We start from the raw sequence: 14542 nt of genomic DNA, 5'->3' as shown, positions 1-14542 counted from the left end.
TCCTGCCTAGCGGCCCGCTGCCGCCCGGTTCAGCGTGTCGAGCTTGCGCTGTGCCTCGATTTGTAGCGCGCGGCTGACAGCCAGCGCAAAATCATGGTCGGCCAGCAACTCGCGCCGCAGCGCGTCGCTTGCCACGGAAAACACGCGCGCCTCTGCGGTGATCTCCACATCTGCCGTCGCCTCCGCGCCGTGGATCACCGAAAGCTCTCCCACCAGGGCACCAGCGCCCAATCGGCCAACGATGGCCCCATGGGCACGCACCTCTGCCGCGCCGCTGGCCAGATATGTGAGCGCGCTGGCCGGGCTGCCCTGACGGGTCAGCACCAGATCGGCGCTCAGCCGTTGCCAGGTGCCCAGGCGCAGGAATTGCCGGGCCTGTTGCGGCGGCAGGCTAGGAAAATGCATTGCAAGCAGCGCTTGTTCCTCCTCAGTGAACTGCGTTTGCCGCCGCAAGATCGCCAGGCGTATCAACCCGATCACCGAAAGCGCGATCCAGGAGATCTGGATCAGGGCCGAGGACAGATTAAACGCCTCGGTCAAGCTGACCAGGACCGCCACCGCGGCGGCCAGGTTCAATCCGGAATAGATCGCCGAACTGCCGCGCAGGGCGCCGAATTGGAGTGCTGCATAGGCAATCAGATACAACCCCACGCCAAGCAGGCCCATCATCGACCAAAATGTCATCTGCATCATGCCGCCTTCATCCCATCCGCGGCATCAGCCTGACCTCGGGCGATGCGCCCTGTCAAATCGGGTCCCGACATCGGAAGGGTTTGCGGCGACACGAAAATTCCGCCACGATCCGCGGCAAGATGGCAGTTGAGCACCCCGATAGACCGGTCCGACCCGCAAAGCGATGCCCATGGCACGTCTGACGCTGTGGCTAAGCCTGGCCGTGGCCGCCCTTATGGTCGGGCTGACGGCCTTTCCGCCGCCAATCCTGGATCGGGCGCGCGACGCGGTGTTCGACGGTTATCAACGCAATGCACCGCGCGCCTATGACCCGCAAACTCCGGTTCATGTCATCGATATCGACGAGGCAGCGCTGGAAGAATACGGCCAATGGCCCTGGCCCCGCAGTTATCTGGCCGAATTGACCGACCGTCTGTTCGAACACGGGGCGGGCGCGGTGGGCTATGATGTCCTATTTCCCGAACCTGACCGCACTTCGCCCGACCGGATCGTTGAAAGCTGGTCGCGCTTTTCCGACGGCATCCGACCCGTTCTGCCGGATCTGGGGATCGAGCCCCATGACAGCCGATTTGCCGCCGCCATCGCCGGGCGCCCGGTGGTCTTGTCCATCGCGGGTGGGCTGGAAGGGGGTGTGCCGGTGCCGATGGCGGGGTTTGCCGTCACGGGCGGTGTTCCCAGCGGTCTGACCCGCTATGCGGCAGCCGTCGGCAATCTGCCCGAACTGACCCAAGCCGCAAGTGGCCTGGGCACGATCAGTCTGGGCCGCAACGAGGATGGCATTACGCGCGCGGTGCCGATGGTTACTGAGATCGGCGGCGTGCTGGTCCCGTCGCTGTCGGCGGAGTTGTTGCGGGTGGCGCAGCGGGCCGGGGGCCACACCCTGAAAACCACCGAAGCGTCGGGCGAGTTTTCCGGCGGTACCGTTGCGGCCACCGCCATGCAGACCGGCAGGTTCAACTTTCCTGTCGAGGCGGACGGCCGGTTTCGCCTGCATTATTCCGGTTTTCAGCCTGCGCGGGTCACCCCGGTCGGGCAGGTGCTGGAGGCCGATGGGATCGACCCAATCCTGCAACAACGCCTGGCCGGGCGGATCATTCTGGTGGGGTCATCCGCGCAAGGCTTGTTCGATATCCGCACCACGCCGCTGGATGGCCAGATCGCTGGCGTGACGCTGCATGCGGAAATCATCGAGCAGATCATCGCAGAGCGGTTCCTGACGCGGCCCGATTGGATGCGGGGCCTGGAAATTGTTCTGGTCGCCTTGGCGGGTCTGCTTCTGACACTAACCAATCGCGCCGAGCGCCCCGCTTTGGGCCTGGCCGCCGCGCTGACCTTTGGGGGCGGGTCGGTTGCGGGTGGCATCCTGGCCTTCAGCAATCTGGGCCTGCTGTTCAATCCCGTGATGCTGGTTCTGACCACGGCCCTGGTTTATCTGCCCGGCACGACGCTGGGATATCTTGCTAAGGAGCGCGCGCGGCGGTCGATCCGCGAACGTTTCGCCCGCTTCCTGCCGCCACCGCTGATCGCCGAGATCGAAAAGAACCCTGCCGCCGCCCTGACCCCGGATGGCGCCGAGCGGGATCTGACCGTGATGTTTGTTGATATGCGCGGCTTTTCGACGGTGACCGAGGGGATGCCGCCCGATCGTGTGGTGACCTTGGTCAACACGTTTCTGTCCGCCGTGGCCGAGACCTTGGTGGATCACGGTGCAACGATCGACAAATTCATGGGCGATGCGGTGATGGCATTCTGGAACGCGCCCATCGAACGGCCCGACCACGCCGCCGCCGCCTTGGGGGCGCTAAATGCGATCAATGAGGCGGCCGAGCAGGCCAATTTCGCCCTGACCAGCCAGAACCTGCCCCGCGTGAATCTCGGGGTAGGGGTGAATACCGGCCCGGCTTCGGTGGGTCTGATGGGCTCGCGTGATCGGCTGAGCTATACCTGCATCGGCGATAGCGTCACGCTGGCCGCCCGGTTGGAAGGGCTGACGCGGATTTACGGGGTGCGCAATTGTGTGGGGCCGATGAGCGTGGCCCATTGTCCGCCCCATCTGCGCGCCGTGACGCTGGATCTGATCGCCGTGAAAGGCTTTGCCCGGGCGGTGGAGGTGTCGACGATCATGCCCGCGTCGACCCCGGGGCTTGGGGATTTTGAGGCAACGCTGAGCGCGGCGCGCGGCGCCTATGTCGCGCGGGATTGGATTGGCGCAGGGCGAGCGTTCGCCGCATTGTCGCGGATCAAAGTGCCGTTTTGTAATTCCGGCTTGCTGGCACAGCTTTATCTCGATCGGATCGCGGGGCACAAAAAAACACCCCCGCCCGAAGGATGGGCAGGGGAATATCAAGCAATGTCAAAGCGCTAAGGCGCGATGTTTATACGCAGTCGTCGCGGACAGAGGAGAAGATGTCGCATCCGATACCGTCTCCGCCGTCTCCGCCATCTCCGTTTCCGGGATCCCGCGGCAGGAACTCGCGATCTCCTTCAATGTCGAAGCCATCGTCAAAGATTTCCGGGTCAAGCTCCTCACCGGTCGACGAAACCGGGCCGCGATCCGCGGGGTTCGGGCCTTCTATGCCGGTGCCTGCCGTCCCGCCACCGCCGCCGCCCTGCGGCGTCCCATCGATCAATTGCAGCAGGCTGGCCAGGTACTCCGGATCGACGCGACCCAGATAGCCATCCTCGCCCAGCACACCACCTTGGCGGCTGGTGCAATTACGGCCTGCTGCGGGCGTAACGATGCAAAGCTGCTCCCCGGCCAGGAAGATGGCAATGGTCTCACCATTCAGATGTACCACCAGGGCCGAGGATCCACGGATGCCGATTGTCGCGGTCGGTGTGCTGACAACCGCCTCTTGATCGCGGCTGAGAGTGCCCCCGATGAAGCGCAGCGCGCCTTCGGTCAGTGACAGGCCAATCTGACCGCCGCCATTGGGGTTGAACACAAATTCGTCCAAGACAATCGTGGTATTGGGGGCGAGCGACAGGGTCGTCTGATCGACAAACAAAAGCTGTCCGCGCCCGGTCGCCGAAGAACTGACACGCTCATCCTGAACCACGCCGGTACCAAGCGCCAGGGTGCGCGCGCCAGCGCCGGGCGGTGTGCCGGTCAGCGTGGGCTCTGACGAGGCCACGGTGCCGATATTCTGCGCGTGAGCGGGCAGGGCGAGCGCAAGCGCCGTGCTGGCGGCCAAGATCCAAGGGGTCACACGGGCCATGATCAAAACTCCCACCCGATTTGCACGGTATAGATGTTCTCTTCAGTCGTGGTGGTTGTACCGGATTGCGTCACATCTTGAATGACCTGCGCGGCGCTGATCTCGACGAACGTGTCTTCGAACATGAAGGCCCGCATCCACAGACCGTAATAATCGGTGTCGGTTTCCGACATGCTGAACGCGCTTGAGGCCTCGGCGGTTTCAAAATCCCCGAACGCACCGACAACCCATCGGTTCGGCACGTCGATCAGGGATTGATCGAAGGCATGCTGGGCGCTGATCCGAAGCCCTTGCAATTCGGTTGTCTCGGGATTGACCTCGTCGGTCTCTTGTTCTTCGACCCTGAGTGAGGCGCGCAGGCGCGTATCGCGGCTGGGCCGGTAAGTGGCGCCCAGTTCGGCTTGCGCGAACGAGAAATCTTCGGCGCCGGCATCGGTGCCATAGGCCATCCCAAAGGACAGGTCGCTATAGATTGTGACATGCTGGCTGAGCGGATTTTGATAGGCTAGGCCCGCTTCGAAGGATTGAAAGCCGGCGCTGTCCACACTGCTGGTGAAGACCTCACCCTGCACATAAGGTTGCAACCGCGCACTGTAGGCAGAGCCGCCCAAGCGGAATTCCGGGCCGACGCGCAGGCGACCCTGGGTGCGGTTGTTGCCGGTGTTCTGGCCGGGGCTGTAGCTGGTGAAGCCGAACTCCGTGACCAACTGGGTGACATTCGCATCGCCCAGATCCAGCCGCCAATCGACGCCGACATTCAGAAAGATGCCCTCTTCATCCGTGTCTTCGGTAACGGCGAACCCCAAGGCGACCCGACCGGATATGGCGTTGTCGCGGGTGCCAACCTCGGCGGCGTCCAGATAGCGGGATACGCGCGCGCTTTGTTCCGGGGTCAGACCTCCACCACGTTGCGCCGCAGTCAGATGATATTCGGCGACGTCATAGGAGCCGAGCGCGAAATAGGCGATCGCCAGTTCCACACGCGCTGCGGTATTGTCGGGTTCAAGATCCACCAGACGCTCCAACGTGGCGGCGGCGGCCTCGAAATCGCGCAGACTGACCGACATCTGGGCATATTGGATCATCAGATCGCGATTGGCGGGATCGGAGAGCATCTGCTGAAACACGGCCTGGCGCTGCGCTTCGGTAGTGCTTGTCTGGGCGGCCAACGGCGTGGCGGTAAGCGCCAGGGCGGCGCTGGATGCCAGAATTACGGCACGAAACATTGAAAAAGCCCTCGCACGACAGGGAAAAAATATCCTTAACGCTACCGTTGAGACCGAAAGCGATCAATGCGGGCAAACCCGTTCTAGGCATGGCAAATCTGGGTTGCGTCATTCGCGCAACGGTCTCTCGGCCATTATTCGCCGAGCTTCGCGTGGACCTCGTCCAGGTCGATTTCGCCAATCGGCATCTTATTGGCGGGGTTTTCAAAATCGTATCGGAACAGTTCGAAATCGGGCTTGTAGATCTCGTAGACCAGATGTTTGGACAGATCGTCGAAGTAGTCTTCGATTGGATAGGCGCGTTTGGGGCCGTGGCCCTCGCTTTCATTGAAGCGCGGCACCTCGGTCAACGCGATCGGGTGGGTGGATTGGGTCGCATCGAGCACACTTTGCATGCCGTCATTGAAGCATTCTGTCCAAAAGATGCGATCATAGCGCCCGCCATTCACGATGAAGGTCGAGATATGGCCTGACATCGAGGACCAGTGGATGTCGGGATCCATCGGCTTGCGCCATTTGATCGTATCGCGCGCAAACAGCAGAAATCGCCGGAACGAGGCGATCTGGTCAAACTCTGCCGTGCCATCCTCGCCACCGACATCCACGCCGTATTTCTGGATCAGCATCGGCACCAGGTTACCGCGATAGCGTCGTCCGTTGCGTTGGATGCCACAGATCTTGTCGAAAAACGATGACAGGATCCGGCTATAGGGATTGCGCACACAGGTGAAGGCGAAGCTTTTGTGTTCAGTCACATTGGCGCTGATCACCGGTTGGCTGGCGTCAAAGGCCCATTTGTGCAGGCCGTGATCGGCATCATGGATATCGCCATCAAAAAACGCCCCATTATCCGAGTAGTACATGATCTGGCCGATGGTCGAACAAGCGCATTTGGGTACGACCCGATAGACCATGCTTTCGCTTGTCGTCATCCATGTTCCGGGAAACCCCATCGCACCTTAACCTTTACAAATTCCATATGTTCACGTGGGTTTAAGACATAAATTGCAAACAAATGGTGTCGCTTCAACGCCATCGGCGATAAATTGACGGCAAAGATAAGGCTCAACCAAGGGCAAATGTATCGGGCATGGCAAAAATCGCCTTTATCCTCCTATGTCACAAGGATCCGGTGGCCATCATCCGCCAAGCGCGCGGTTTGGCGGCGACCGGCGATTATGTCTCGATCCATTTCGATGCGCGGGCAAGTGCGGCGGATTACGCGCAGATCCAGACGGCGCTGGCCGATGATGCGGGCATCACCTTCGCCCGGCGCCGGGTGAAATGCGGCTGGGGGGAATGGTCGCTCTGCCAGGCGACGCTTTATGCTATTGATGCGGCGATGGAGGCGTTTCCAAAGGCCACGCATTTCTACATGGCCTCAGGCGATTGCGCCGCGGTGAAATCGGCGCGGTACGCGCGCAAATTTCTGGATGCCCGCGATGTCGACTACATCGAAAGCTTCGATTTCTTCAAATCCGACTGGATCAAGACGGGCTTTAAGGAAGAGCGTCTGATTTACCGCCATCTGGTCAACGAACGCAGCCACAAAGCGCTGTTTTACGCGTCGGTCGGGGTGCAAAAGCGGCTGGGCCTGACGCGGAAGATCCCCGATGATATCGGCGTGATGATCGGCAGCCAATGGTGGTGCCTGAGGCGGTCCACGATCCAGGCGATCCAGGCGTTTTTGCGGGACCGCCCGGATGTGACGCGGTTCTTCCGCGGCACCTGGATCCCGGATGAGACGTTCTTTCAGACCCTGGTGCGCCATCTGGTGCCCGATGCGCAGATCGAAAGCCGCACGCTGACCTTCAAGATGTTTAGCGATTACGGAATGCCGGTGACCTTCTACAACGATCAATATGATCTGTTGATCAGCCAGGATTATCTGTTTGCCCGCAAGATCAGCCCCGAGGCGACGGAGCTGAAAGACCGTTTGGGCGCGCTCTGGGCCTCCGACAGAGTGGATTTTGCCACTTCGAAAGAGGGGCCGAAATTGCACGCGTTTCTGACCGGGCGCGGACGGATCGGCAAACGCTATGGCACCCGGTTCTGGGAACGCGAAAGCACACTCGGGGCGGATCGCGACCTGTATATGCTGGTCTGCAAGAAATGGCATGTGGCCAAGCGTTTGCTGCATGCGGCGTCGGATCGGTTACAGGTCACCGGCGTGGAATATCTGTTTGATGAGGCGGCCTGCGGCGTGCCGCATCTGGGCGGGATCGAGCGGACGCTGAAAAAGCGCAACCGCCACCGCCGGGCGCTGGTGCGGATGCTGTTCGACTATTACGGGACCGAGCGGCTGATGATCTGCATCGATCCGTCGAATATCGATCTGATGCGTGATTTCATGTCGGACCGCGCGAATGCCCGCATCTTGGAAATCCAATGCCAGTTTGACGATCAGTACCTGGTGGGCCATGCGCAGCGTGTTGGTCTGGCGACCGAGGATACGCCGGGTGAGGTCATCGCGCGCATGTTGCCAACGCTGCGCCATGAGTTTGTGGATGAGGCCACCGCGATCCGCGATCAGGAATTCGATGCCCATTGGCGCCTGCGCGAAGGGCGCGGGGCCGAGGAAAACGCCCTTGTGCTGTCGGATTTCTTCGGGATTGATCCGGCCCAGGGGCAGGCCTTGGCCGAGACCCCGCATCTGTTTGCCGATTGAAGGGGCGCGCCATGGGCTACGCATATGACGATCAGAACATCTTCGCGAAAATCCTACGGGGCGAGATTCCGAACAAAACCATTGCCGAGACGGAGCATACGTTGGCCTTTGCCGATATCTACCCGCAGGCGCCGGTTCATATCCTGGTGATCCCCAAGGGTGCCTATGTGTGTTTCGACCATTTCGCGGCGGAGGCGAGCGATGCCGAGATCGTGGATTTCCACAGGGTTGCGGCCCGGATCTGTGCCGATCTGAACCTGGCGCCGGGCGGGGATGGGGATGGCTATCGGACCTTGTCGAATGCGGGCGCCCATGCGGTCCAAGATGTGCCGCATTATCATATGCATATCCTGGGCGGTCGTCCTTTGGGTCCGATGCTGACGCGTCGCGAGGGCGCGTAACAAGGTGGGTCCGTGGTGCCGCGTCGTTCGGGCCGTGGGCTAGGAGGCGGATCGGTGAAGGGGGCGCTGCACCCGCCTTCTGCTCCCCCGGGATATTTTGGGAACAGAGAAGGGGCCGGATGCGAGATGCCTTGCGGCGCGCAGGCCACTTGCCGGGCGCGGGTGGAGGTGCCATAGAGCGGCTGGATTTTGTGCAAGGACCCGCCCAGCCATGAGCCATGACGCCCCAGAAACCGAAATCGTCTCGACCTATCGGATCGCCTGTGATGGCGGCGAAGGTGCGCTGGGCCATCCGCGCGTCTGGTTGCAGATCGACCCCAAGACCGGCTGGGTCGAATGCGGCTATTGTGACAAGAAGTTCATCCATGAAGATGCGGCGGGGGAGGCGGATACATCCGCGTGACCCGCATCCTGCGGCGGGTGATCTTGGCGCCCGTTCTGCTGATTGTGCTTTATTTGCTGGCGGCGACCTTTGGGGGATTGCTGCCCGGGCGCGCGGCGGATCTTCCTGACGGGTCCGATCATCGCATCGGTCTGCTTTATGGGCCGATCCATGTCGATTTCCTGTTGCCTGCCACCGATGAGACCCGCGCCGCCTTGGATTTTGCCCAGGCCGCAGGCGTGCCGATCGCGGCGCCGGATGTGGGCTATATCGTGGTGGGCTGGGGCGCCCATGACTTCTACACCGGGACCCCGAATTGGAGCGATCTGACCGCAGGCGCGACGTTTCGCGCAGTCACGGGGGACCGCTCGGTTCTGCGGATCGATGTGACCGGACGGGACATTGCGTTCGACCAAGTGCCGCAGATCGCACTGTCGGATGCGCAATATTCGGCCCTATTGGCTGCAATTGCAGCGTCTGCCCAAGGGGAGCCTGTGGTCGCCGAGGGCCATGGGCGCAATGCGGGCTTTGTGACGGCCGAGGGACGGTTTCATATCTTGCGCACCTGTAACACTTGGCTGGGCGCCATGCTGCGTGCGGCGGGGATTGAGGCAGGCGCCTGGACGCCAACCCCCTATTCCGTGCGTCTGTCGCTGTGGCGCGCAGGCCTTTAGCGCAGCTGCAGCGTCTCTTCCCCGCATTGCAGCGTGGCCGCACCAGTTTCGCGCTCCACATATTCTGCGATTTCGGTGCCGGCCCATGCCTCGATCGGGCGCCCGCTTTCGGTCGCGCCGGAGCCAAGCGAAACATCGGTTTCCTCGTCAAGGAACCAGTAGACGACCTGACCGCGTTCATCGTCATCGCAGGTGAAATTGGCCAGACCCTCGGCATTATCCCAATCGCCTTCGCAGCTGGCGCCGTTTGACATCTCACCTTGCAAGAGGCCGGTCTCCCAGCCGGTACTGCGCCCGACAAACAGGGTTTCATTGCCGATACAGGCAACCGCGTGGCTGCAGCTTTCCGCGCTGCCCTCCGCAAATTGACAGGAGGGATCCAGGGCCATCTCCGCGGTAGCGGGGGCCGCAAGGGGTAAGCACACCAACACATATCCAAGAGAACGCATCGCGAAACCTCATCTGTAAAACCACATGAGGAGGCTGTGGCGCGGGTCCTGGCCGGTAAAGCCATCGCCCGCCAATTCCCGAGGATCGGCAGTTTGCCACCGCCGATGCGCAAATCTCGGCTCGCCGCCGCCGATCTGGCGGGCTAGAACAGGTCAAACAGTTTGCAGGGGGCAGATATGGCATTCGAACAAGGGCATCACCTTCACCTCGTGGATGGCTCGGCCTTCATCTTCCGCGCCTATCACGCGCTGCCGCCGCTGACGCGAAAATCCGACGGGCTGCCGATTGGGGCAGTCAGCGGATTTTGCAACCTACTGTGGAAGATGATCAACGACACCAAGGATCCGCCCACCCATGTCGCGGTGGTGTTCGACAAGGGCAGCCACACGTTCCGCAACGACCTTTACGATCAATACAAGGCCAATCGCGATGAGATGCCCGAGGATTTGCGCCCGCAAATCCCGCTGACCCGCGATGCGACGCGGGCCTTCAACCTGGCTTGTGTGGAGCTTGAGGGGTTTGAGGCCGACGATATCATCGCCACGTTCGCCCGCCAGGCCCGCGAAGCCGGGGGGCGCTGCACGATCATTTCCAGCGACAAGGATCTGATGCAACTGGTTGGTGGCGGGGTCGAGATGCTGGATCCGATGAAGAATACGCGCATCGACAGTGACGGTGTGGTCGAGAAATTCGGCGTCGGGCCCGATGGCGTGGTCGATGTGCAGGCGCTGGCCGGCGACAGTGTCGACAACGTGCCCGGTGCACCCGGCATCGGGATCAAGACCGCGGCGCTGCTGATCAACGAATTCGGCGATCTGGATAACCTGTTGGCCCGCGCCGACGAGATCAAGCAGCCCAAGCGCCGTCAGACGCTGATCGACCATGCTGACCAGATCCGCCTGTCGCGGCAATTGGTGTTGCTGGACGATAAGGTGAGCCTTGAAGAAACGCTGGAGGATCTTGAGGTCCGCGCACCGGAGGCTGGCGCGCTCTTGCCGTTTTTGGCCGAGATGGAGTTCCGCACCCTGACCAAGCGCATCGCCGATCAGCTGGGCACTGAGGCGCCGGTGATCGCCGAACCCACGCCCGAGGCGGCGCCGGAAGCGCCCGAGATGCCGCCGATTGATCACACAAAATATGTGACGGTGAGGGATATGGCGGCGCTCACCGCTTGGATCGACCATGCGCGTGCCCGCGGGGCGGTGGCGTTCGACACCGAGACCACCAGCCTGAACGAGATGGCTGCCGAATTGGTCGGCGTGTCGCTCAGCGTGGAACCGGGCAAGGCGTGTTACATCCCGCTGCAGCATCGCGGCGGGGGCGATGATCTGTTTGCCGATAGTTCGCTGGCGGAGGGTCAGATCCAACTAGAGGAGGCGCTGGCGGCGCTCAAGGACTTGCTCGAAGATCCAAGCGTGCTGAAGATCGCCCAGAACGCGAAATACGATGTGAAGGTGCTGGCCCGCTATGGCGTCGATGTGGCGCCCATAGACGACACGATGCTGCTCAGCTACGCGCTCCATGGCGGGTTGCACAATCACGGGATGGATACGCTGTCGGACCGGTATCTGGGCCATACGCCTATTCCGATCAAAGAGCTGATCGGATCCGGCAAATCCGCCATCACCTTCGATCAGGTGCCCATCGACAAGGCCGCGCCTTATGCTGCCGAAGATGCCGATATCACCTTGCGCTTCCATCATCTGTTCAAGCCGAAGCTGCATCGCGAACACGTCACCAAGGTCTATGAACGGTTGGAGCGGCCCATGGTGCCGGTACTGGCCCGGATGGAGCGGTCGGGCATCAAAGTCGACCGCGATGTGCTGAGCCGGATGTCGAACGCGTTTGCCCAGAAGATGGCTGGGCTTGAGGCCGAGATTCATGAGCTTGCCGGGCAGGATTTCAATGTCGGCTCGCCCGCGCAATTGGGCGAGATCCTGTTCGACAAGATGGGTCTGCCGGGCGGCAAGAAGGGCAAAACTGGCAAGTATTCGACCGGTGCGGATATTCTAGAAGATCTGGCGACCGAGCACGATCTGCCTGCCCGTGTGCTGGATTGGCGGCAGCTCTCCAAGCTGAAATCGACCTATACCGACGCGTTGCAAGACCACATCAACCCGGAAACGGGCAGGGTGCACACGTCTTATTCGATTGCGGGGGCAAATACCGGTCGCCTCGCCTCGACCGATCCGAACCTGCAAAACATCCCGATCCGCACCGAAGAAGGCCGCCGCATCCGCGAGGCTTTTGTGGCTGAGCCCGGTAAGGTTCTGGTCGCGCTCGATTATTCGCAGATCGAATTGCGCATTCTGGCCCATATCGCGGGGATCGAGGCGCTGAAAGACGCCTTCAAGGAGGGACAGGATATCCACGCTGCCACCGCGTCGGAGATGTTCAACGTTCCGCTGGACGAGATGACACCGGATGTGCGCCGTCAGGCCAAGGCGATCAATTTCGGTGTGATCTATGGGATCAGCGGCTTTGGCCTCGCCCGCAACCTGCGCATCCCGCGCGGTGAAGCGCAGGGTTTCATCGACCGTTACTTCGAACGCTTCCCCGGCATCCGCACCTATATGGACGACACCAAAAAGTTCGCGAAGGACAATCTGTTCGTGCAAACTTTGTTCGGACGGAAGATCCACACGCCAGAGATTAATGCCAAGGGGCCGGGCGCGGGCTTTGCGGGGCGTGCTGCGATCAACGCGCCCATCCAAGGCACCGCCGCCGACGTGATCCGCCGTGCGATGGTGCGGATGGAGGCCGCGATTGCGGATATCCCCGCCAAAATGCTGCTGCAGGTCCATGACGAATTGCTGTTCGAAGTGGACGAAGACGCCACAGACACGCTGATCACCCGCGCGCGGGACGTCATGGAAGGCGCCGCCGATCCTGCGGTAAAGCTGTCCGTCCCCTTGGTCGTCGATGCGGGGCAGGGTGCCAATTGGGCCGAGGCGCATTGATGGAATATGCATCCACATTCGCCACGCTGACCCTGATCGGTCTGATCGGGTGGGCCACGCCGGGCCCAAATATGGCCGCCGTCGCCAGCGCCGCGGTCAGCCAGGGGCGCGGCGCTGGGATCCTGACGGGGCTTGGGATTTCGGTCGGCGGCCTCCTTTGGGCTGGTCTTGCGGTCACCGGTGTTGGCGTCGTGTTCGAAACGCTGCCCACCCTGTTCTTGATCCTTAAGCTGGCGGGCGCGGCCTATCTGATCTGGCTGGGCCTGCGGATGTTTCGCCGCCATCCGTCGCCGGGCATTGTGCTCAACACGGTTCCCTCTCGCGACTTCTGGTTCGGTATGGGCGTTGTTTTGACAAATCCGAAAGCGGTCCTCTTCCATGGCGCGCTTCTGGCCGCGATCGTTCCCGTCGGCGCGCCGATGTGGTTGCTGGTCGCCATCGTGATTTGGACGCAGACCCAGGCCGCCCTTGCCCATGCCGTGACTGCGCATCTCTTTTCGCGGCAACGCGTGCAAGCGGTGTTCACACGGCTTGGCGCTTGGACCAATCGCCTGTTTGGCGCGGTTTTCGTCGCGCTTGGCGGGGCGGTCATCTGGCAAAGCCTGCGCCGGACGGGCCCATGAGCGGCCCAATCAAAACCTGGCCCGAACTGCGCGACTTTGCCGTGTTGCTGAACCTGCCAAAGGTCGAGGACGCGGTCAGTTGGGGTAATCCGAACCTGAAAGCCCATGGCAAGATGTGGTGCTGGTGGTCCCCCTATATCGATGCGGCGATCTTCAAGGGCTCGATCGAAGAGCGCGAGATGCTGATGGCCGCCGATCCCGAAACCTTCGTGCTACACGATCACTACGCCAATTACGGGTGCATCCTGGTCGCGGCGGGTCGGATCGAGCGGGACTGGGCAGAGGCGCGCTTGCGTCAGACATGGCGCGACATGGCACCGAAACGTTGGCTGAAGGCCTATGATGAAGAGCAGGGCGCGTGACGCTGATCGCCTTCAACAAACCGATGAACGTCTTGAGCCAGTTCACCCCGGAAGGCGGGTGGCCCGCTTTGGATGGGTTTGGCCTGCCCAAAGGTGTCTACGCTGCGGGTCGGTTGGATCGCGACAGTGAGGGGCTTTTGCTGCTGACCGATGATGGGCGGTTGCAGGCGCGGATCTCGTCACCGAAATACAAATCGCCGAAAGTGTATTTCGCCCTTGTCGAAGGTGTGCCCGAAAGCGACGCATTGACGCGCTTGCAGACCGGGATTGCGCTGAAAGACGGGAAAACGGCGCCCTGCAAGGCTGAGCCTGTGCCGGTTCCGGATTGGATCTGGACGCGCGATCCGCCGGTCCGGGTGCGCAAGTCCATCACCGATAGCTGGGTGAAGCTGACCTTGACCGAGGGCAAAAACCGCCAGGTTCGGCGTATGTGTGCGGCGGTGGGCTATCCGGTGATCCGGCTGGTGCGCTATTCCATCGGCCCCCATAGCATCGCGGACCTGGCGCCGGGTGCGTGGCGCCACGTGGGGGTGTGATCCGATGGATCAGGCCGGTGTCTGATCGTCCCATATGCGGCGGTAGCGGATCATGATGCCGCCTAAAGACATCAAGATGTAGAAGCCCTGGATCAGCGCGGCGCTGAGGTTGAAGTCGGCCCAGAGCGAGACCATCACGCAGCTAGATGCGGCCAGCATCATCCCGAAATAGAGCGGTCTGGAACTGTCGAGCTTACCGACGGATAAACAAAAGAAAGCCGTGGCGTAGATCGCAAAACCGATCAATCCAACGGATCGACAAATTGTGATCAGATCCAGATCGCTGAAATAGAAATGTGCCATCATAACCCCCAATTCGATCACTAATGGTGATCTGTGTTCGGAGGTA

15 protein-coding genes are annotated in these 14542 nt (G+C 61.5%); 9 read left to right on the top strand and 6 right to left on the bottom strand.

The features are described 5' to 3' along the window. Positions 1–6: 6 nt before the first annotated feature. Positions 7–690, bottom strand: coding sequence for a Crp/Fnr family transcriptional regulator (locus V8J82_RS00885; protein WP_339971146.1), 684 nt, complete (start codon positions 688–690; stop codon positions 7–9). A gap of 172 nt (positions 691–862) precedes the next feature. On the opposite strand from V8J82_RS00885, the gene V8J82_RS00880 reads away from it, so the two are divergent. Next, on the top strand, positions 863–3058 hold the full coding sequence (locus tag V8J82_RS00880; RefSeq protein ID WP_339971144.1) for a CHASE2 domain-containing protein: 2196 nt from the start codon (positions 863–865) through the stop codon (positions 3056–3058). 10 nt (positions 3059–3068) lie between these two features. On the opposite strand, the gene V8J82_RS00875 is transcribed toward V8J82_RS00880, so the two are convergent. The 3 genes from V8J82_RS00875 to V8J82_RS00865 all read right to left on the bottom strand — a co-directional run bounded on the left by V8J82_RS00875 (position 3069) and on the right by V8J82_RS00865 (position 6090). Continuing rightward, positions 3069–3911 carry a FecR family protein gene (locus V8J82_RS00875; RefSeq protein WP_339971142.1) on the bottom strand — a complete coding sequence of 281 codons (843 nt, stop codon included), beginning with the start codon at positions 3909–3911 and terminating at the stop codon, positions 3069–3071. Positions 3912–3913: 2 nt separating this feature from the next. Next, positions 3914–5137: a tetratricopeptide repeat protein gene (locus tag V8J82_RS00870; RefSeq protein ID WP_339971140.1), complete on the bottom strand. Its 1224-nt coding sequence runs from the start codon at positions 5135–5137 to the stop codon at positions 3914–3916. A gap of 134 nt (positions 5138–5271) precedes the next feature. Next, positions 5272–6090, bottom strand: a complete 819-nt coding sequence (locus tag V8J82_RS00865; RefSeq protein WP_339971138.1) for a sulfotransferase family protein — start codon at positions 6088–6090, stop codon at positions 5272–5274. Between the two features lie 137 nt (positions 6091–6227). Between V8J82_RS00865 and V8J82_RS00860 the strand changes: the two genes are divergently transcribed. The 4 genes from V8J82_RS00860 (at position 6228) to V8J82_RS00845 (ending at position 9262) form a co-directional block, all read left to right on the top strand. Beyond that, a complete protein-coding gene (locus tag V8J82_RS00860) occupies positions 6228–7805 on the top strand; it encodes a DUF5928 domain-containing protein (protein WP_339971136.1) in 1578 nt (525 codons plus the stop codon). 11 nt (positions 7806–7816) lie between these two features. Then, a complete protein-coding gene (locus tag V8J82_RS00855; protein WP_339971134.1) occupies positions 7817–8206 on the top strand; it encodes an HIT domain-containing protein in 390 nt (129 codons plus the stop codon). A gap of 211 nt (positions 8207–8417) precedes the next feature. After that, the gene (locus V8J82_RS00850; protein ID WP_339971132.1) at positions 8418–8609 is read left to right on the top strand and encodes a zinc-finger domain-containing protein; all 192 of its coding nucleotides are present in this window, start codon (positions 8418–8420) and stop codon (positions 8607–8609) included. Next, positions 8606–9262: a TIGR02117 family protein gene (locus tag V8J82_RS00845; protein WP_339971130.1), complete on the top strand. Its 657-nt coding sequence runs from the start codon at positions 8606–8608 to the stop codon at positions 9260–9262. The genes V8J82_RS00850 and V8J82_RS00845 overlap by 4 nt, the downstream gene beginning before the upstream one ends. On the opposite strand, the gene V8J82_RS00840 is transcribed toward V8J82_RS00845, so the two are convergent. Continuing rightward, on the bottom strand, positions 9259–9651 hold the full coding sequence (locus tag V8J82_RS00840; RefSeq protein ID WP_339971128.1) for a hypothetical protein: 393 nt from the start codon (positions 9649–9651) through the stop codon (positions 9259–9261). The genes V8J82_RS00845 and V8J82_RS00840 overlap by 4 nt on opposite strands. A gap of 237 nt (positions 9652–9888) precedes the next feature. Between V8J82_RS00840 and polA the strand changes: the two genes are divergently transcribed. Genes polA through V8J82_RS00820 form a run of 4 tightly spaced genes read left to right on the top strand, consistent with a single transcriptional unit; the run spans position 9889 to position 14193 of the window. Beyond that, positions 9889–12672, top strand: a complete 2784-nt coding sequence (polA, locus tag V8J82_RS00835) for a DNA polymerase I (protein ID WP_339971126.1) — start codon at positions 9889–9891, stop codon at positions 12670–12672. Further along, entirely contained in the window at positions 12672–13295 is a 624-nt protein-coding gene (locus V8J82_RS00830) for a LysE family translocator (RefSeq protein ID WP_339971124.1), read from the top strand. The genes polA and V8J82_RS00830 overlap by 1 nt, the downstream gene beginning before the upstream one ends. Beyond that, positions 13292–13657 (top strand): MmcQ/YjbR family DNA-binding protein, encoded by a 366-nt coding sequence (locus V8J82_RS00825; RefSeq protein WP_339971121.1) that lies wholly within the window; start codon positions 13292–13294, stop codon positions 13655–13657. The genes V8J82_RS00830 and V8J82_RS00825 overlap by 4 nt, the downstream gene beginning before the upstream one ends. After that, the gene (locus V8J82_RS00820) at positions 13654–14193 is read left to right on the top strand and encodes a pseudouridine synthase (RefSeq protein WP_339971119.1); all 540 of its coding nucleotides are present in this window, start codon (positions 13654–13656) and stop codon (positions 14191–14193) included. The genes V8J82_RS00825 and V8J82_RS00820 overlap by 4 nt, the downstream gene beginning before the upstream one ends. A gap of 9 nt (positions 14194–14202) precedes the next feature. Here the strand turns inward: V8J82_RS00820 and V8J82_RS00815 are convergent, their stop codons facing one another. Continuing rightward, the gene (locus V8J82_RS00815) at positions 14203–14496 is read right to left on the bottom strand and encodes a CBU_0592 family membrane protein (RefSeq protein WP_339971116.1); all 294 of its coding nucleotides are present in this window, start codon (positions 14494–14496) and stop codon (positions 14203–14205) included. Positions 14497–14542: the final 46 nt, after the last annotated feature.

This window comes from Gymnodinialimonas mytili, assembly GCF_037544085.1.
GTDB classification, from domain to species: Bacteria; Pseudomonadota; Alphaproteobacteria; order Rhodobacterales; family Rhodobacteraceae; genus Gymnodinialimonas; species Gymnodinialimonas mytili.
The sequence above is the reverse complement of the archived record's forward strand: the minus strand, read 5'-3'. Positions and strand labels throughout refer to the sequence as shown.